This is a genomic window from Bryocella sp. (genome assembly GCF_058498515.1).
The window spans coordinates 304,655-323,206 of the sequence record NZ_JBMHYI010000070.1 but is presented as its reverse complement, the minus strand read 5'-3'; the positions used below and the strand labels follow the sequence as shown (position 1 = coordinate 323,206).

Here is an 18,552-nt window from a genome sequence, read left to right as displayed (position 1 = left end):
CAACGCATGAACAGAGGCCGGCGCAACATGGGACAACATCGCGGTGCCCTAAGAAACAACGGTCGATGGTGAAGCAGAACAACACCGCGAACGCAGCGGAGCGTACTGCACACCCGCGTCTCTATCGGCGATCTCGATTATGGATTCAGCGAAGAACAGGCAATCCCACTCGACTCGCCCGCGCAGGAGCATCGCAGTTCCTAGAATGGGCCACCTATTGAGCGTGGCCCACGCTGCGCAGCGCCACCTACGCCGCCTACGAGATACGAATCGGATGGTGATGAGCAGCCAGATACAGGTATGGATGGCGCGATCAAATTCCCATCGCGTCCCAAAACAGCACTTTGACCAAGATAAGTGACCTAAGTCACTGGACGAAGGAGTTATGTCACGGGACCAGGACTGAAGAGAGCGTATTCATTGTGGAGACCCCAATGATCCGCCCATGTCTCCCGCTCGCCACTGGCCACCTTCAGAATCAAGCGGAAGATCTCCCACCCGATATCCTCAATCGTGGCGTCACCGGTCGCGATCCGGCCTGCATCCACATCGATGAGGTCATGCCACCGCTGCGCAAGCGAGGTTCGCGTCGCCACCTTGATCACTGGCGCCATCGCAAGACCATACGGTGTGCCGCGGCCCGTGGTGAAGACGTGAATGTTCATCCCTGCCGCAAGCTGCAGGGTGCCGCAGATGAAGTCACTCGCCGGAGTCGCCGCAAAGACGAGGCCCTTCGTCGTCACTCGCTCGCCGGGAGCGGCCACTGCAACTAACGCGCTCGTGCCCGCCTTCGCAACCGACCCCATCGCCTTCTCTACGATGTTTGCGAGGCCGCCCATCTTGTTGCCCGGTGAAGGGTTCGCGCTACGGTCCGCATCCCCGCGCGCCAGGTATTCGTCATACCATCGCATTTCGCGAACAAGGTCCTGCGCTACTTGCTCGTTTGCCGCACGTGCCGTCAGCAGATGCACGGCGTCGCGAACTTCAGTGACTTCGGAAAACATCACCGTGGCGCCAGCGCGCACAAGCAGGTCCGAGGCAAATCCGACTGCAGGATTAGCCGTTACTCCCGAGAAGGCATCGCTGCCGCCGCACTGCATGCCAACGATGAGGTCCGACGCCGGGCAGGTCACACGCCGCCGCTGGTTCAGCACCACCAGTCGCCGCTCGGCAAGTTCCATCAGCGCGGCGATCATGTCCTCGAACCCCATGTGCTGTTCGTCCTGAAGACGAACAACGTAAGGGGCTTCGTTGAGGATCGGCAACGTACTGGGAGGCAGCATCTGTGCGGGCTGCATCTTCTCGCATCCCAGACTGGCGACCATAGGAGCGCCGCCAAGGTTGGGGTTCAGGCTGAGATTGCGAAGTGTTCGCACGGGGATCTCGGCCCCCGGCGCATTCATTGCGATGCCGCACCCATAGTTGTGGGTGATTGCGATCACGTCGACGACATTGGGATACTTCGGCAGTAACTCCGCCTTAATGCGGCGTACAGCATAGTCAACCGTTGCAGCAACGCACTGCACCGTCGTACTGATGCCAAGGATGTTGCGCGTGCCTACCGTGCCATCGGAATTGCGATAACCCTCGAAGGTGTATCCCTCCAGCGCTGGCAACGGTTCGGGTGTTTCGGTGGCCAGGGGCAGATCGTTCAGCGCAGGCGCAGCCGGAGCGATGAGATCATCCTCCATCACCCATCCTCCCTGCGGTATCGCACGCCCCGCAATTCCGATCACGACGCCGTAGCGAACAATCGCATCACCTTCCGCGATTGCGGACAGCGCGACCTTATGTGCTTCGGGCACATCATCGACAAGCACCAAGCCTGACGGAAACCGAGTCCCCACAGACAGACCACCCGGATTCACAATGATCGCCACGTTGTCGTTCGGATGAACGCGGACATATCTCGGTTCGCTGGAGTCATTCATCGCTGTTGGCCTCCGACCGCTGGAGCCAGGTCAACGCGCTTGATCTCACCTACGATGACGAGGTAGCTAAAGATGGCCACCAGTGCAGTCACACCGATGAAAACCAGAGCTCCACTATAAGATCCTGTAGAACTCTTGATCAGGCCGATGATGATCGGCGTGCTGATGCTGGAAAGGTTGCCGAAGAAATTGAAGACGCCACCGTTCATCCCGATCATGTTACGCGGCGAAACATCCGCGATTACCGTCCATCCCAACGCTCCAACGCCCTTGCCAAAAAACGCGAGGGACATCAACGCCATCACCACCACCTGCGAGTTGGTATAGTTGCAACCAATCATCGTAATCGAAAGCATCATACCCAGGATGATCGGAAGCTTGCGGGCGTAGCTCAACGAGTGTCCTCTTTTCAGCAGGCCATCTGAGACGATGCCGCCAAGCACGCCGCCGCCAGAGCCGCAGAGCGCGGGCAGCGCTGCAAGGACGCCGACCTTCACGATGGAAAGATGTCGCGCCTCGGCAAGGTAGCTCGGGAACCACGTGAGGAAGAACGTGGTAAGTGTGTTGATGCAGAACTGGCCTATGTAAATACCCACTAGCATGCGTTGGCTCAAGAGCTGCCGCACAATGTTCCAGGTCAACCCCCCGGTGAAACTGTTCCCCGCCGAGCGGCTTGTGTTGACAAGCCCTCCGCCCAGCTCGATGTGACTGATCTCTGCCTCGGAGATACGTGGATGCTCCTTCACGTCGTAGACGAGCTTCTTCCATGCCAGCGCGAGCACTAGACCGAAGCAGCCGATGAACCAGAAGCAGCTTCTCCAACCGTAATGAAACGTGAGCCAACCAAACAGCGGAGCGAAAGCAACGAGGGCAAAGTACTGCGACGCGTTGAAGATGGATGAGGCGCGGCCACGTTCTGCAGCAGGAAACCATGCGGCCACGATGCGACCGTTGCCGGGAAACACGGGAGATTGCGCGAGCCCCGAGAGCAGCCGGATCGCAAAGATCGCGGTGAAGACCCACGCCAGAGGTAGCGATCCCGCGAGCGCGAGGAGGAACGCGCAGACGGACCAGCACACGATGCTGATGCCATACACAGCCTTCGAACCATAGCGGTCGAGCAGACCGCCCGACGGAAGCTGGCCCAGCACATAGGCCCAACCAAATCCTGACAGCAGCCAGCCGAAGCGAAGCGGACTGATTGCCAGTGCCTTCTGCATCGCGACGCCAGCCACCGAGAGCGCCGCGCGATCGCCATAGCTGAAGCAGCTTGCGATAAAGAGCATCGCCACGATGCCGTAGCGCACACGAGTCATGCTGTCTGTGGAGACTGCACGCACAGCGCTCATCAGCTCTTGTCACCGATCAACGCCTGCAGAGAAGCAAACTCTTCGGCACCCAGGTCAACCAACGGAGAACGCACCGGGCCTGCGGAGCGGCCCACCGCCTTCATTCCTGCCTTTACGATCGATACCGCATATCCCTTCCGTCGGTTCCGAATCGCGATGTAAGGCAGCACGAACTCCTTCAACATCCTGTACACCGTCTCGCGGTCCCGTTGCCGCACCGCTGCATAGAACGTGTTCGCAAAGTTCGGGATGAAGTTGAAGATGGCCGACGAGTATGTCGTCACCCCCATCTCGAGATACGGCAGAGCGAAGGTCTCGGCAGTCGGGAGGCCACCGACATATACCAACCGCTCACCCATGCGTGCAAAGACCCTAGTCATCATCTCGATGTCGCCAACACCATCCTTGAAGCCGATCAGGTTCGGGCAGCGGCGACAAATTTGTTCCAGGCTGTCCTCATTCAGGATGAAGTTATCGCGGTTGTAGACGATCACTCCGAGCTTCGTTGCCGCACAAACCGCCTCAACATGAGCGATCATGCCGGACTGCTCGCTATTCACCAAATATGGCGGCAGCAACAGCAGCGCATCCGCGCCCGCGGCCTCGGCTGCCTGCGCGAACTCAATCGCCATCGCCGTTCCATAGCCGCAACCCGCAAGCATCGGAACACGGCCGGCGTTCTCCTCCACCGCCGCGCGCACCACGCGGGAGTATTCGCCGAGCGTGAGCGAGAAGAACTCGCCCGTGCCACCAGCGGCGAACAGGCCCACCGGATTGTGCTCGAGAAGCCAGCCGATGTGTTGCCGATAAGCTGTCTCGTCGAAGGCGTTCGTCGCAGTGAAGTGCGTCACCGGAAAGGACAGCAGGCCGCCGCCGATCACCCCGGCGAGCTCTGCTGGAAGCATCCGTGCCATGAGATCTCCTGTGCGCCGGAACTCCCTATGCCGGCGCGAAAAACACTATAGCCCAGCGAGTGGGGTGCTGTGCAGCTGCGTCATCCATGTCCTCCAAAAAGACAACGGGCGAAGCGCTAAAAGGCCGTTGTTACGGACCTTGAATGCTTCGCCCGTCATGGTCTTTCCGCCTGCTAGTTCTCGAGACTGTTGAACAGCAGCTTGAACGTTCCGTAGGTTTGCGCACGATGCTGTGTGCGGAAGCCTACGAGGACCACCTTGCCCTTGCCCATCTCGGCGGAGATCATGGCTGGTTTGCCCGTGATGTTGCCTTCTCCGACGAGCCAGCCGCTTTGCAGGATGTCACGCTTTCCGTAAGTAGCGATGACGGAATACTTCTCGCTGCCGTTGCCGCCGGGCATGTCAAAGACAGGATCGCCCTGGAGGTAGAGAGCATACGCTTCCGTGGGCATGCCGTAAGCAAGCGGATTGGTGTTATCGACTTCGATCTGGAGCGTGGAGCCTGGGCACCAGAACTGCTTGGTGGTGAGGCTGGCAACAGCATTGCGAGCCCGGACACCCAGCTTGTCGATGGCGAAGTTGCTGGCCTGGCCGAGGGTAACGACGGTGCCACCCTTCTGGACGAAGTCCTTCAGCGCCTTGACCCCATCCTCACCGAAACCGGAACGGTACTCGGGGGGCATGGCTTCGCGGCCTTCGCCCTCACCACCGCCCCCACCACGACCGCCTCGGCCGGCAGCGCCAGCAGGTGCGGGCTCTCCGGTGAGAGTGGCAGTGGCGTCGTCGGGGAAGATGATGACGTCGAACTTGGCGTTGAGGTCGCCCTTCTTCAGCTCCGGATCGAAGATGTTGACGGAGTCGTAGCCAAAGTGCTCGAGGAGCCAGCGGGTCCAGCCTTCGTCAACGTTGCCGCCGCCGTAGCGCTGGTAGAGCCCAACGTGGAGACGCTTGAGGGCGTGGGTTCCGCTCGTTGGCACCGAAGTGACAGGGTTAAAGTCAACGCCTGTCTCCTTGGCTACACTCTTCAAGTCGGCTTCGGCTCCGCCGGTGACGAGGAAGTCGCCTTTGCTGAGGCCAGGAGTGTCCGCGTCGATCCGGCTGACCTTGATGCCCTTCTGCTGCAGCTGGTTGACGGCGAGAAAGGCTGCGTCGAGCTTGACGCTCAGTGTGTAGCCAGGCTTGCCGGCCGGGATCTTGCCGGCAGGCGTGGGGGCTTCGGTAATGAACTTCGCGTCGACTTTGAGCGGGCCGGCGATGTGGTCGACGCGGACCCCCATGAACTCGTTGAGGGCATCGGTGGAGAGATCATACGGACGGATGGGATCGCCGTTCTTATCCCGCGTCCAGTCGTTGTCAGGGAAGAAATTGCGATCCAGGAGGTTGCGGATGAGACCCATCTTGGGCTGTGCCAGCGGGATGATGAAGGTGCCGGCCTCATAGTAGTGGCCATCGGGGGTGGAGAAGGGCTTGTCTGTCTTTTCGATATCAATGCCCTGCACCAGCAACTTCTGGATGAGGAAGTTGACGGTGATGGGATCGAGTTGGTTCGCGGGGATGACGTACTCGTTCAGAGGAGCATCGGCGCCACGCTTGGTTTGGTTGATGGCCTTCTGGTAGGCGTTGTAGAGGACGGTCTCGCGGTTGCGCGCGGCGATGTCCATGGCGGCCCAGGCGGCCGTCTTCTGCATGTTGACGATGTCGCGCAGGTGCCACCAACCACCGGGCCATGGATCGGGGAAGATCGTCTCTTCTTCATACTTGGGCAGGTTGCGCGCACCGCCCTGAAGCTGCTCGGGCAGGACATAGAGCGGGGTGGCGAGCTTGGCTGAGGCGGACTCTGTGAGCATCCCGTCGATGTTGTGGAACGGCGTGATCCAGTGAAATCCGAAGTGGCCCCAGCCGGAATAGATGGCGTTGTTGATGGCGCCGGTGTAGCCGTTCTCGGTTTCCTTGTAGGCCATCTGCGCGCCGTACCAGGCGATCTCGCGCCACATCAGTGGGTCGCCGTAGGGGCGGCTCGGTTCCGCGTACGGCGGTAGAGAGATGCGCGGGCCATAGCTGCCCATGTGGTGGTGGTCGACGTAGACCTCGGGACGCCAGTCGGTAAACAGCAGGCTGGCCATGTACTGGGACTCACGCATGGAAGTCAGCAGCGCGTCGCGGTTGTCGTCGTGCCCGATGTACTTGGCATACAGCGACGGGTAGTTCGAGCCTTCATACGGTGTGCCGAGAGTCTTGTTGTACCAGTCGGTGACCATGAGCTCGCCGTCGGGGTTGAAGCAGGGCACCTCGATGAGCACGACGTTGTCGAGGATGCGCTTGGCGTCCTCGTCGGTACGGGTGAGCATGTCATAGGCAAGCTCGGGGGCCATCTGCGTGCCGCCGATCTCGGTCGCGTGCATCGACATGGACTGCACGATGACAACTTTGCCCGTGGCGATGATCTTCTTGATCTCGGCTTCTGGCGTCGACTGCGGATGGACCAGAGTGAGGTTGTTCTTCTGGATGTTCTTGATGTCGGCGAGATTCTTTGCCGAGGTGATGATGACCATCAGGAAGGGATTGCCGTTCTCGGTCGGCCCCATGTTGATGACCTTCATCTTGCCTCCGCTCTCCTTCTCGAGCACGGAGTAGTAGTCCACAATCTTGTCCCAACGCGCCATCTTGCGGTCCGCGCCAAGCTGGAAGCCAAAGAACTTTTCAGGGGATGTGACCGACTGTGCAAAGGACAAAGTCGTCGTCGTCGCGAAAGCGGCGAGCAGGGCACAAGAGCGGAGCAAGCGCATAACTTTCCTTACCTCCAGGGGTACGGCGTCGTAGGAGCCCAAATTGGATTGCGAATGTGCTTACGAGTGTAGCGCGATTCCTTCGGCCCCCGACGGAGTTCCTCAAGCTGGCCACGACACTGGGGCAACATCCCGCAGGGCGGAAATAGGTCCGAGCGGTCGGCGCGCGCCTCGTTCACCGGCACGGGAGTACTCGAGCCCGCAATGAGCCCGGTAGCGCTCGACCAGCGTGTTCGACTAACCTGTTGCAGTCGTTCCGTTCCTCCATGCCCAGCGAATCGTCAGAACCCCTGAAAACCGAAGGCCCCCGGAAAGACCTGATTCAGGGAACGACCCAGATGGCCGGACTCGTCCGGGCCCACGATTGGGGCGCTACTCCTATTGGTCGCATCGAAGATTGGCCAGAGAGCCTTCTCTCCTCGGTCAATCTGATGCTGGCCTGCGCCTTCCCTGCGCTCGTCTTCTGGGGCAAAGAGCTGGTCCAGCTCTACAACGATCCCTTCATCCCTCTGCTGGCGGAGCGTCATCCCTCAGGCCTGGGACAGACCGCGGCCGAGTGCTGGTCCGACGCGTGGCAGATCGTTGGTCCGAACCTCAAGCGGGTGATGGACGACCGGGAGACGGTGTACTACGAAAACGCCGTCGTTCCCGTCCTTCGCGACGGCAGGATGCAGGACATCCGCTGGACCTACAGCTACAGTCCGATCTTCGGCAGGGGCGGGGATGTTCTCGGCGTCCTCGTCATCTGCCAGGACATCACCGCACAGGAGAATGCCTTCGGGGATCTTCGTCAAAGCGAAGCACAGGCATTGCGCGTGCTGCAAAGCATTGGTGACGCTGTCATGGTGACCGATGCTGCGACGCGCGTGAATCGTATGAATCGAGTGGCGGAGCGGCTGACGGGATGGACCGAGGCGGAGGCCCAAGGACACCTGCTCACGGAAGTCTTCCGCATCGTGAACGAAACGACCCAGCTCCCTGTAGAGAGTCCGGCAGAGAAGGTGAAGAAGACCGGATCGGTCGTTGGCCTCGCCAACCACACCGTCCTTATCTCCAGGGACGGAAGGCGCACCGCAATCGACGATAGCGGAGCCCCCATCCTCGACGACAGCGGAGAGTTGCGCGGAATCGTCCTCGTCTTCCGCGATATCGAAGAGCGGCGAGCGGCGGAACGCGAACGGGACCGCATGACCGCGCGCCTGAGCCAGGTTCTGGAGGCCACAACCGATGCGATCGTGGGCATCGATCGCAATTGGGTCATGACCTACCTCAACCCCAAAGCGGTGGAGATCTACGCCGCCAACCGGGAGATCCTTGGCCTGACCGTGTGGGAAGCTTTCCCGGACGCGGTGTACGAGGGATCACCGTACGTCGAACATTTCAGCCGGGCGATGAAGGAGAAAATTCAGGGCGCGTTCGAGTCCTACTACCCTGAGCCTCTCAACCTATGGCTGCGGGTGGATGTTTACCCCACGCCGGAGGGCATCGTAACGTTCTCGCGAGACGTCACGGAAGAGATTGCCGCACGGGAGGCGCTCAAGCAGAAGTCAGAGGAAGCGGAACGTCAGCGCACTGAAATTGAGACGGTTTACCGGACCGCTCCCATCGGCCTGGCGTTGTTCGATACCACGGACTTCCGCTACCTGCGCCTCAACAATCGCCAGGCGGAGTTCTTTGGACTGAAACCCGAGGCGATTGTCGGCCGCACCCTGACCGAAATGGCTCCCATCGGTGGCCTCAAGGAGCTCTTCGAGCAGGTGCTCGCGGGAGAGCCGGTCGTCAACTTCCCGCTGGAAGGTGAGCTGGTCACCCGCCCCGGAGAACACCGCTACTGGACCGTGAGCTACTTCCCGGTCATCGGCGCCGACGGCACGGTCCAGGCCATTACGGCAGCCTCGCTGGAGGTCACGCAGCAAAAGAGGGCGGAGCAGGCGCTGATTCAAAGCGAGAAGCTCGCGGTCGTAGGCCGACTGGCGGCCTCCATCGCACATGAGATCAACAACCCGCTGGAATCGGTGACCAACCTGCTCTATCTCGCCGCAAATACCGAAGATCCCGCGCAGGCGAGGTCCTTTGTCCTGGCAGCTGAGAACGAGCTTCGCCGTGTCTCGGTCATCGCCAATCAGACGCTCCGATTCCACAAGCAGTCGAGCAGCCCCCAGGAGATCGCTGGAGAACAACTCCTCGACAGTGTGCTGTCCATGTTTCAGAGTCGCATCGTCAACGCCGGCATAGGCGTGGAGAAGCGCATCCGTACGAATCAACCCGTGCGCTGCTTCGAAGGGGAGATCCGCCAGGTGCTCAGCAACCTGGTGAGCAATGCGATTGATGCAATGCAGACGCAGAACAACCGCCGTCTCCTGGTGCGCAGTCGAGCGGGTCACGACTGGCAGACGGGAAGGCCAGGGCTGGTGATCACCGTCGCAGATACCGGCAGCGGTATCCCACCAACCGCTCGAAACCGCATCTTTGAACCGTTCTTCACGACAAAGGGCATCAGCGGCACAGGTCTGGGCCTCTGGGTGAGCCATGAAATCGTTGAACGGCACGCCGGAACGCTTCACCTGCGCAGCAGTCAGAGGCAAGGTCACAGCGGAACCGTGTTCGCGATCTTTCTGCCCTTCACAGCCGTCAATCGTTGAACACCGGCCAAGAGCCATTTCGTCACGACTCCGCTCCTCCAGTACGCTGCACGGGAATAAGGAGTATCCTCCGTCAGTAGTAGTGGCAATTCTCCGCTCGCTTCAGCGCTCCCTCGCGTTGCTCCTGACGAGCCCCTTCCTCTCGGCAATGAACTGGAGTTCGTGTGGGCGAGAACGGCAAGCCTCACGTGAGGAAACGCTCCTCCCTGCCCACTCGCACAAACGTCGTGTGCGTCATGCCGCGGAGCGTGTCTGACGCCACGGGCGATTCCGGCGAAGGTTCGACCGACCCACTCCCGGACTCTGCTCCATCGCTCACCGCGCCTGCGCGTACCAGAGCTCGCGCGACAGTAATCGAGTTCCCCGGCAGCGCCTCCGCACCGACCACCAAAAGCCGGCCCATGTGAAGCCACCGTCGATGTGGTTGCGCAAGATCTACGCACCGCGGCGGCCATCGCACGCATGCTCCTTGTCGAGCATCTTCCGGACTCCCCATCGCACATCAAGTCCCTGGCTAACTCCATTCAGATCGTGAGAACGCAATGAGCCTCAATTCCATGAATTGGCCGCGGCTTCTCCCTCGCCTCTTGTGGCGAAGGCAGTGCCCACTCTGCACCTCCGTGGACTTCCAGGAGGCGGAGTTGGAACCTATGGATACCGTCCTCCGGCTATTCCTGCTCACTCCCGTCCGATGTTCCAATTGCTGGCGTCGTTACTACTGGTTCGCCACGAAGCCCAAGTGAGCTCATCCATCAGAACAAACGTCCCAGGGTGAAGAAGACCTTGCGGCGTCCTGCATCGCCCGCCGAGCCAGCCAGCGTGAGCACTCCGAGCGGCGTGGACGCGACCACTCCACCAACAAAGTCCTGACGAAGGATCGCCCGCTGCTCAGGCGACCATATCTCCCCCGCCTCGTAGGCTCCGGTCAGGTACACCCCTTGTCCCAGTCCCGAAGGCAACGCCGCAATCTTCCGCAGGTATCCCGCGCGGGCGAGGTAATCATCTGTGCCTCGATACTCATCGATGGACGACGCCGACAACCGCAGCGGGCCGCCCAGCGTGAAGCGGAAAGGGTCCGCGACACGCTGTCGGAAGTAGCTGTCTCCCTCCGCACGGAAGCCGATCAGGTTCTTCTGTCCCAGGAGCATCGTCCTCGAGGTGCTCATCTGCAACAGCGGAGCGTTTGCGCTGGATGCGGTATGAAACAGGCTCCCCACCGAAGCATCGAAACGAAGACCATGCGGTGACACCGCCCCCGTGACCGCGCTGTCATAGGAGAAGTGCACGACTCCAGTCTGCGCCGTGCCGGACAGGTCGCGGCTTCCATCGCTTCCGGATACGAGCCTCCAACGCGTCACCTGAGCTCTCCACTCTGCAGTCACCTGCAGCTGCCGGCTGAAGGTCCGGCCGAAGTCCAACCCACCGCCCGCCTGTTGCTCGAAGCGTTCGGAGATGCGACGCTGATCCGCCCACAGATATACGGGCTGTCTCGTGATCGTCAGGTGCGGCTGGACGAAGAGACCGTTCGACGCGACCGGCCTGTAGTACTCCACGGCGCCATGGGTAAGAAAACCGAAGCGAACATCGGCACGCAGCTCCGAGCCATAGCCTCCCAGGTCCTGGTCTACCAGCCGCATATCAAGGTTGTTCCTCGTAACGTTGGAGGTCACCGCCGTGAGGTCGCCTCCGATCATCAGGAACGGCGGCCCATTCCGGCTCTCTCCAAGGTGAACAATCACTCCCGTGTCTGGGGCCTCCTGCTCCCCGTGAGTAAGCCCATTGTTGGGCTCCGGCTGGAAAGTCTCAAAGGACGCTTCGCGGTTGCCTGCGCCTTCCACGCGATGGAGATCGGTGTTGATCGCACTGGCATCGATCGGCCTTCCCTCCAGCGAAGCAAGGCTCTTCTCAACACCCTTGCGCGCCGACTCAGAACCACCCTCCACCCGAAGGTTCCGCAGTTTCCCAGGCTGCGGAGCTATGCGCGCTTGGCGATCCCGCAAGTACGCGAGCCAGCCATCCTCCGAGAGGCGATACGGCAGCACTTGTTCCTTCTGGCTCTCCGCCGCCTTATAGCCCTCAGCGATCAGTTGCTTGGCCTTGTCATAATCCGTGGTCGTAAACGTATCGGTCGCCGCCGTGATCAGGATGTCCGCGTGACTGATCCCAGCTCGCTCCGTCTTGGCGCTGCCTGCAGTAAACGCGCGAGAGAACACGCCGAAGATCGAGTTCATGTCCGCTTCGGTAAGACCGGCGCTCTTCAGATGGACGGCGATGATCACATCCGCGCGAAGATCGTTTCGCGCAACCGTTGTCGGAAGATTGTCAGTGAACGCTCCGTCCACAAGATAATGCCCTTGATAGCGTACGGGGGAAAAGACGCCGGGGATCGAGATCGAAGCCCGTATGGCATCCGGCATCGGACCTCCGCGAAAGACCAGAGGCTCCAGCGTGTTCAGATCCGTAGCCACGCAACGAAACGGAATAGGCATGCGGTCGAAATCGCCTTCGACCGAGTTGTACGCGTTGAACTCCTTGCGAAGGAGATCATTGAGGCCACCATCCGATAGCAGAGCGTTACGAAAGCTCACGCCATTGCGAAGCCCCAGGGTGATCGCCTGCGGAAGATCACGCCGATCCTGCCGCCGGCGATAGCCAATCTCGTCATAAGGCGTCTGCAGCGTGAAGATGCCTTCGAAGAGATCACTCGTCGCGAGAGTCTGCAGCCTCTGCGGCGTAACGCCCGAAGCGTAAAGCCCTCCGAGCAGCGCTCCCATGCTCGTCCCCGCAACGCGGTCGACGGGTATGTGGTGCTCTTCAAACCACAGCAACACTCCGATGTGAGCGAGCCCGAGCGCGCCTCCGCCCTCGAGAACCAGGCCGACCGACTTGCGATCCGCGGGAACGATTGCTGGCAGCGACGTGGACGGGCGGCTATCTGCTTCGGTCGCCGCCTGCCCCGTCACCTCCGTTGGAGTAGCGCTGACCTGCGGCTGTTGACCGTGCAATGCCGGAGCCACGAGCCCCAGCATGAACTGCGCGATGATCCCCGCGACAATCGCCTGATGAATCTTCTTTCGGTCCTGCAAACTCATGATTCATCCCTCGATCGTCTTGTTCCATCACAACAGCTCTTGCGTCACATGCTGCGAGGAACGCGCGAGCAACGTCTATCTAGCCGTGATACTGCTTTCCCGACTTCTTCCCCACACCAGTAATCAGACCGCTCCGGATGCTCGCAGCCAGTTCGCGCCGGCACGCGATGCTGAAATCCAAAAGCGGATCGGTACCGGCCTGCAGCATCGCAGCGCGGATGTGGTCGACGTCGAGGTTTGGATCGCCGAAGCGTTTCGCAATCTGTCGGACCAGGTCCTCCGCCGCATGAAGCACCGGCGCAGAGGCCAGCAGCCGTATGCGGCTGACGATCGCATAAAGTGCAACCAGATCATCCAGCGTCTCGAGAGATTGCGCCACCGACGTCGCATAGAGTTTTGCCGCCGCGGAGATGAACTCCGCATATAGCGACTCGCGCTGGCTGAGCTGATGATTGAAGAATTCTCGCTGCAGCAACGAGCGCTGCATCAGATAGCTGTTCATCAGTGGCGTGAGTGCGCCAACCGTCGACCCACCCATCGCTGCAAGCGCACTCACAATGGCGGCATTCATGTCTCCTCCGAATTCATCGAGGCGACTCGCCCAGGATTCGCAGCACATCGGCTTCGGCCAGCGAGCGCCCCAACGTTGCCTGCAGCAGCGAGGCCTGCGCCTCATGCATCTTCGCGATGGCATCGTCGCGCCCTGAGGCCAGCAGTGCATCCTGACGAAACTGTTCGGTCGAGACCCGCGCTAGTTCTTGTCTCGTGTCAAGCGCCTCCTGTGCTACAGATACCAGCCCTTGCAGTTCGTCGAGCTTGTTATAGGCTGACTCAATCTCGACGCTAACTTCCTCTTTCACCTTCTCGAGATTGACCTCCGCCTCACGAACCCGCACGCGCGACTCCTGCAGCTCCGCGTGCCGCTTACCTCCATCGAAGAGGTCGTACGTGAGCGAGAAGCCGAAGGTCCCAAAGTTGTGAACTAGAAACGGCACGCCACTCTGATAGCTGTATCGCGCAAGTCCGGTGACATCGGGGATATAGCTATCGCGGGCCGCACCGTTGCCGGCTTGCGCCTTGAGCAGCGCTTGTTGCGCCGCCTTCACGCGTGGGCTTTCGGAGAGTACTCGCCGCACGGCATCCTCGCGTGGCGGCAGCTGCATTCGCTGGCTAGCCCCTGCCTTGTCCAGCACAAGATGCGTGCCCAGCGGAAGCCCCGCAAGATCATTCAGCTGCAGCGTGAGATCGCGAATCTGAATCTGCTGCGTCAGCAACGATTGTTTCGCGCTCAGCAGTGCAGCATGACTTTCGAGCCGCGCTGCATCGAGTGCTCTTCCCTGAGCGATGTTCTGCAGCGCCTCTTCAGCTCGGGTCTTGTTGGCCTGTACGGCGAACGTGGCAGCATCGCTCTCTTCCGTTGCGATGAGAATCGAAAGATAGAGCTGACGCACCTTGAGCGCGATCTGGTTCTCGGCCTCTCCTTCCTCGATCTGTGCAGAGTGAACGTCAGCTTCGGCCGCACGATTCGCATTCCGAATCTTCAACAGCTGCGTGAATGGCTGCGTAAGGCCTGTACCACTCGTGTAGGACGTATCGCCGCCCTGTCCGATGAAGAGCGCCCGCGACGGAATCAGCCCTGTGGCAGACGAGCTCCCGAACGCGCCCGCAGGAATCTGCACACCCGCCAGGTCCGTCACGTGCGCGACCATCGACTCATTGCGAATCTTCGGAAAGTAGTTTGCCCGCGCCTCATCCTTCTTGTCCTGGTTCTCCATCACACTCAGGCGCGCGAGCTGCAGATTGCGATTCTGGCGCAACGCCAGGTCGATGGCCTCGGACAGTGAGATCATTCGTGGCGCTTCCTGGGAGAGCAGGCGATTCGGCTGAAGAGCCGCCGCAAACAACATCGCGCTGATCACGCTCCAACCCAGCCATGTACTAGCGCTTCGCGCATGCCGCATAGTTCTGTCCTTCCATTGCAAGGTCATGAGGGTCTCTTCTCCTCATTGATAAGTTGCCGATACTGTGTGGGCACGCGCAGCATGCAGGCGATCAACACCATAGCGACGGTTGCGCCCACAGCCACAAGCCGGAAGCTATCGCTGATGGCAAGCGTGAGGGCCTGCTGCCGCACCTGCAACCCCAACAGCTCCGCTCCGCGCGCAGACGCGGTCAAAGCGTCAGCATGCTGCTCCATGCCCGCACGAAGAAGCCCAAGACGCATCAAGGCCAAAGGGTTTCCTGCATTGATGTTGTCGACCAGCATGTTGGAGTGAAACTGCTCGCGTGCGGGGATGAAATGCAGCATGAGAGCGGTACCCGCCTCGCCTCCCAGTAGCCGCAGCGTTTGGAAAAGTCCCGAAAACGTCAGCGCATTGATGGGAGCTTCAATCGCACCGCTGTTGATCACCTGCAAAATGATGGCTCCGACGAGTCCGTTGAACGCAAAGGCCAGGCCGAACGAGATCACCAGTTGGGAGTGCACAAAGTTGTCTCCCGACCAGACGGACGTCACGCCTGCATTCATCGCGCACCCGAGCCCCACAACCAGGAAACCGGTAGCCAGAATGATCCGCGCATCAACGTAGTGCAGCAACCACATGGCCAGCAGGCCAAAGCCAACCTGCGGCAATGCAACCCACAGCATCGCGGCTCCTGTCTGGTCCGGCCGATAGCTCTGCACCGATCCCAGATAGTTTGGAACCACCACGACCGCTGCCAGCATGATGAAGCGAAACAGAATCAGGACGGCGCCGAGCAGAAGGATGTTACGCTCTCGCAGGTAACCGAGATTCACGAGCGGGTTGGGCATCATGAGGCGGCGTACCACCGTCGCAATCAGCAACAAGCTGGCGGAGGCAATCAATCCGACGATGAGCCCTGATCCCAGCCAGTCGAGACGTTGCCCCTGATCGAGTGCAACATAGAGCGCTGCGAAGCCAAAGCTTGCGTAAAGAAAGCCCCGCCAGCTGGGTGGTTCCTGCCCTGGCTTCGGTTTGGGCAACGGTTGTCGCGGGATGCCGAAGAGAACCAGGAAGAACATCGCCGGCGTTAGGATCACGCTGTTCCAGAAGATCCAGCGCCACGAGAGATGCACGATGTACCAGGCTTCAAGGGACGTCGCCACATAGGTTGTGAAGACAATATCCGTGGCGTACGCCGCGATGGCGACGAGGACATACTTGATGGGGATGTTGCGCAGGATGAACGACAACGTCAGCGGATAGAAGGTGCCCCCAGTCAGGCCCGCGAGTACAAGCAGCGTGAAGAGCATCGTCGTATTCGTGCAGAACGGAAGCGCGGCGCTGATGATGGAAAACGCGACCGCGCAGGAGAGAAGCACGCGCCTGGCGCCCAGGAGACCACCGAGGTACACCGAGAATGGGCCAATGAACATCATGCCCGCGTTAAACGCCGTTCCGGTCCACGAAGCCTGATCCACGCTGAGACCAAGCCCCGGTCGAAGATCCGCGAGCCCCACGGACAGGAGCCTTCCCGCAAAGGAAGCGATCATCGCCCCGAGCAGGACTCCGAAGATCCCCAAAATCGGATAGACCGGATAGGTCTTCGCCAATGTAGCTTCGTCCCCCACTAACGCCCCTTGCGCTCTGAAGTGTGGACCGTGACAAAAACGGAAAGACCAGGGATGAGCCTGTCTTCCGGCCTATCACCGGGATCAAGCTCGATCTTCACCGGAACGCGCTGCACCACCTTGGTGTAGTTGCCCGTTGCGTTATCCGGAGGAAGCAACGCGAACTGCGATCCACTCGCCGGCGCGAGGCTAGAGACGTGGCCGTGAAATATATGGCCTGGGATGCTGTCGACCTGGATGTCGGCAGGATCTCCCACGCGAATCCTAGCGAGCTGCGTCTCCTTGAAGTTGGCCTGCACCCACGGATCGCTATCGACGACGTCGATGACCTGCATACCCGCCGGCACCAGCTGCCCAATGCGAACGTGCCGCTCACCCACGGCGCCATCGGTGGGAGCAGTGATCTTCGTATAGCCGAAGTTGACGGTCGCTACAGTGATGGCCGCCTTCCGAGCCTCGACTTGTGCGCGGTAGACACTGTCCTTTGTGTCCATCGCGGCGCGCTGGCGTTGTTCTGCGACAAGCGCAGCGCGGGCCTGTGCCAGTGCCGCCTGCGCTCGCGCAACGTCAGCCTGCCGCGCGGACAGCATCCCTGCGAAGCGCGTGGAATCAGCGACCGCGGCATCATACTGTTGCCGCGTCGTTGCTTTCACGGCAAGCAGCGCCTCCTGGCGCTTGCGGTCGGTTGCGGCGCGCTCGTCATCCCCAGCCGAAGAGGCAACTCCAGCCTCACCGGCATCGACTGCAGCCTGGGCCTGCTGCACCGCGGTCGTTGTAGCGACGATCTTCTCATCCTCAATGTGCTTGGCGTCCTGATTCGTGCGCCACTCCGCTTCCGCACCAGCCAGCGCGGCCTCAGCTTCCGTGCGCGCAGCGTTGTAGTCAGCGTCTTCTAGTTCGATGAGTGTCTGCCCGGCCTTCACGCGTTGATAGTCGGAGACGTCGACGCGCTTCACGGTCCCGGAGACGCGAGTGCTCAACGGCGTTACATCGGCGCGGAGAGTGGCATCGTCTGTCTTCTGATCGGCGCTGTCACCCACCCACTTATTCCACTGCCCTGTGATCGTAAGCAACAGCACCAGGGCTGCTGCCAGGATGCCCACAGGGATAAGGATCGTCTTCTTAGGCATGCTCATGATGCTCCTTGGAGGTTTGAGGCCCTGACGTTAGAGCTGCATCCGTTTGAAGTGCAAGCCCGGGGGCGTCAACTCCTCGCGATGCAGGAGGCTCCAGAATCTGCAACCCTAACCTGCGGATGATTTCGTCTTCGGTCGCAAGCTGCATCGTCACTGGAAACCCCTCCTCGACCCATCGAGCAAGGCCGCCCTCTAGCACCCACACTTCCGTGAGCCCCTTGCGCTTGAGCGCCATCGCCACCCTCGCACTGCGAAACTGACCGGAGGAAGCGCAATAAAGGACGATGGGGATTCCTGCAGGGACCACTACGCGCGCAGGGCTTCGCAACCGCGCAGGATCGATCCTCAACGCGGTCTCAATCCCGGCAGCCGAGACAAGCCCGTCCTGGAAGTGCAGCAGGTCGAGCACAATAACGGCGTTGCCATGCTCAAGCCGCGAATGGAGAAGGGCAGGCGAGATACGCTTCATCTTCAGCGTCCGCACCATCCTGAGGATCGCGAGTCCACGCCACACGATGTAGGCCACCAGCGGGATGACAATGAGCGCGAGCACGATGCTCCCAGAGGCATCGAGGAACGCGAGGATCCTGTCGACCTGATGGGAGAAGAGATAGCCGCATAACACGTAGCCCGCACTCCACAGCAAAGAGCCAACGCTGTCATAGGCCAGAAAGCTTGCGCGGCTCGCGCCTTCGAGTCCCGCAAGAGGCGGCGTGATTCCATCGAGTCCGGGCACAAACTTGGCCACGAGAAGTGAGCGCAGGCCCCATCGCTGAAACACCACATGCGCGCGCTCCGACGAGCGCCTCGGATCGTCCGCCAGATGCGTAAAGACCCTTAGAATCCGACGTCCCCAGCGTCTTCCCGCCTCGAACCACACCAGGTCGCCACCCAGACAACCAGCCACGGACACCGCGAGGATCGCGACTACGTTCAACTGCCCCTGACGAGCGAACGCGCCTGCGGCGATGAGGAAGAAGAGCGCCGGCACGGGAAGGCACAACTGGCGCGCGAAGACACTGATCGCGATCAGCGGATAGCTCAGTGTCATTCCATGAGGCATGTTTGCTTCACCTGTTCCGCGTCAGACTTTCCGTACTAAATGTTGGT

12 protein-coding genes are annotated in these 18,552 nt (G+C 60.6%); 1 reads left to right on the top strand and 11 read right to left on the bottom strand.

The window, feature by feature from the left end:
- Positions 1 to 383: 383 nt before the first annotated feature.
- The 4 genes from garD to AC5E6W_RS21520 form a co-directional block, all read right to left on the bottom strand.
- Entirely contained in the window at positions 384 to 1,931 is a 1,548-nt protein-coding gene (gene garD / locus AC5E6W_RS21535) for a galactarate dehydratase (RefSeq protein ID WP_491754402.1), read from the bottom strand.
- A complete protein-coding gene (locus tag AC5E6W_RS21530) occupies positions 1,928 to 3,280 on the bottom strand; it encodes an MFS transporter (RefSeq protein ID WP_491754401.1) in 1,353 nt (450 codons plus the stop codon). The genes garD and AC5E6W_RS21530 overlap by 4 nt, the downstream gene beginning before the upstream one ends.
- Positions 3,280 to 4,194 carry a 5-dehydro-4-deoxyglucarate dehydratase gene (gene kdgD, locus AC5E6W_RS21525; RefSeq protein WP_491754400.1) on the bottom strand — a complete coding sequence of 305 codons (915 nt, stop codon included), beginning with the start codon at positions 4,192 to 4,194 and terminating at the stop codon, positions 3,280 to 3,282. Before kdgD ends, AC5E6W_RS21530 begins: the two co-directional genes overlap by 1 nt.
- 173 nt (positions 4,195 to 4,367) lie before the next feature.
- Positions 4,368 to 6,974, bottom strand: coding sequence for a M14 family metallopeptidase (locus AC5E6W_RS21520; protein ID WP_491754399.1), 2,607 nt, complete (start codon positions 6,972 to 6,974; stop codon positions 4,368 to 4,370).
- 344 nt (positions 6,975 to 7,318) lie between these two features.
- Here AC5E6W_RS21520 and AC5E6W_RS21515 point away from each other — a divergent pair, with 344 nt between their 5' ends.
- Entirely contained in the window at positions 7,319 to 9,622 is a 2,304-nt protein-coding gene (locus AC5E6W_RS21515) for a PAS domain-containing protein (RefSeq protein ID WP_491754398.1), read from the top strand.
- Positions 9,623 to 9,806: 184 nt separating this feature from the next.
- On the opposite strand, the gene AC5E6W_RS21510 is transcribed toward AC5E6W_RS21515, so the two are convergent.
- The 7 genes from AC5E6W_RS21510 to AC5E6W_RS21480 form a co-directional block, all read right to left on the bottom strand.
- Positions 9,807 to 10,025: a hypothetical protein gene (locus AC5E6W_RS21510; RefSeq protein WP_491754397.1), complete on the bottom strand. Its 219-nt coding sequence runs from the start codon at positions 10,023 to 10,025 to the stop codon at positions 9,807 to 9,809.
- A gap of 349 nt (positions 10,026 to 10,374) precedes the next feature.
- Positions 10,375 to 12,714 carry a patatin-like phospholipase family protein gene (locus tag AC5E6W_RS21505; protein ID WP_491754396.1) on the bottom strand — a complete coding sequence of 780 codons (2,340 nt, stop codon included), beginning with the start codon at positions 12,712 to 12,714 and terminating at the stop codon, positions 10,375 to 10,377.
- Positions 12,715 to 12,793: 79 nt separating this feature from the next.
- A complete protein-coding gene (locus tag AC5E6W_RS21500) occupies positions 12,794 to 13,285 on the bottom strand; it encodes a hypothetical protein (RefSeq protein WP_491754395.1) in 492 nt (163 codons plus the stop codon).
- 13 nt (positions 13,286 to 13,298) lie between these two features.
- A complete protein-coding gene (locus AC5E6W_RS21495; RefSeq protein WP_491754394.1) occupies positions 13,299 to 14,564 on the bottom strand; it encodes a TolC family protein in 1,266 nt (421 codons plus the stop codon).
- Between the two features lie 134 nt (positions 14,565 to 14,698).
- On the bottom strand, positions 14,699 to 16,288 hold the full coding sequence (locus AC5E6W_RS21490; protein ID WP_491754393.1) for an MFS transporter: 1,590 nt from the start codon (positions 16,286 to 16,288) through the stop codon (positions 14,699 to 14,701).
- Positions 16,289 to 16,305: 17 nt separating this feature from the next.
- A complete protein-coding gene (locus tag AC5E6W_RS21485; protein ID WP_491754392.1) occupies positions 16,306 to 17,436 on the bottom strand; it encodes an HlyD family secretion protein in 1,131 nt (376 codons plus the stop codon).
- On the bottom strand, positions 17,429 to 18,505 hold the full coding sequence (locus AC5E6W_RS21480; RefSeq protein WP_491754391.1) for a VTT domain-containing protein: 1,077 nt from the start codon (positions 18,503 to 18,505) through the stop codon (positions 17,429 to 17,431). The genes AC5E6W_RS21485 and AC5E6W_RS21480 overlap by 8 nt, the downstream gene beginning before the upstream one ends.
- Positions 18,506 to 18,552 lie beyond the last annotated feature (47 nt).

Excerpts from the sequence above, each read along its gene's own strand:
- garD (WP_491754402.1), bottom strand. The coding sequence starts at position 1,931 with ATGAATGACTCCAGCGAACCGAGATATGTCCGCGTTCATCCGAACGAC.
- AC5E6W_RS21530 (WP_491754401.1), bottom strand. The coding sequence starts at position 3,280 with ATGAGCGCTGTGCGTGCAGTCTCCACAGACAGCATGACTCGTGTGCGC.
- kdgD (WP_491754400.1), bottom strand. The coding sequence starts at position 4,194 with ATGGCACGGATGCTTCCAGCAGAGCTCGCCGGGGTGATCGGCGGCGGC.
- AC5E6W_RS21515 (WP_491754398.1), top strand. The coding sequence starts at position 7,319 with ATGGCCGGACTCGTCCGGGCCCACGATTGGGGCGCTACTCCTATTGGT.
- AC5E6W_RS21510 (WP_491754397.1), bottom strand. The coding sequence starts at position 10,025 with ATGGGCCGGCTTTTGGTGGTCGGTGCGGAGGCGCTGCCGGGGAACTCG.
- AC5E6W_RS21505 (WP_491754396.1), bottom strand. The coding sequence starts at position 12,714 with ATGAGTTTGCAGGACCGAAAGAAGATTCATCAGGCGATTGTCGCGGGG.
- AC5E6W_RS21500 (WP_491754395.1), bottom strand. The coding sequence starts at position 13,285 with ATGAATGCCGCCATTGTGAGTGCGCTTGCAGCGATGGGTGGGTCGACG.
- AC5E6W_RS21495 (WP_491754394.1), bottom strand. The coding sequence starts at position 14,564 with ATGATCTCACTGTCCGAGGCCATCGACCTGGCGTTGCGCCAGAATCGC.
- AC5E6W_RS21485 (WP_491754392.1), bottom strand. The coding sequence starts at position 17,436 with ATGCCTAAGAAGACGATCCTTATCCCTGTGGGCATCCTGGCAGCAGCC.
- AC5E6W_RS21480 (WP_491754391.1), bottom strand. The coding sequence starts at position 18,505 with ATGCCTCATGGAATGACACTGAGCTATCCGCTGATCGCGATCAGTGTC.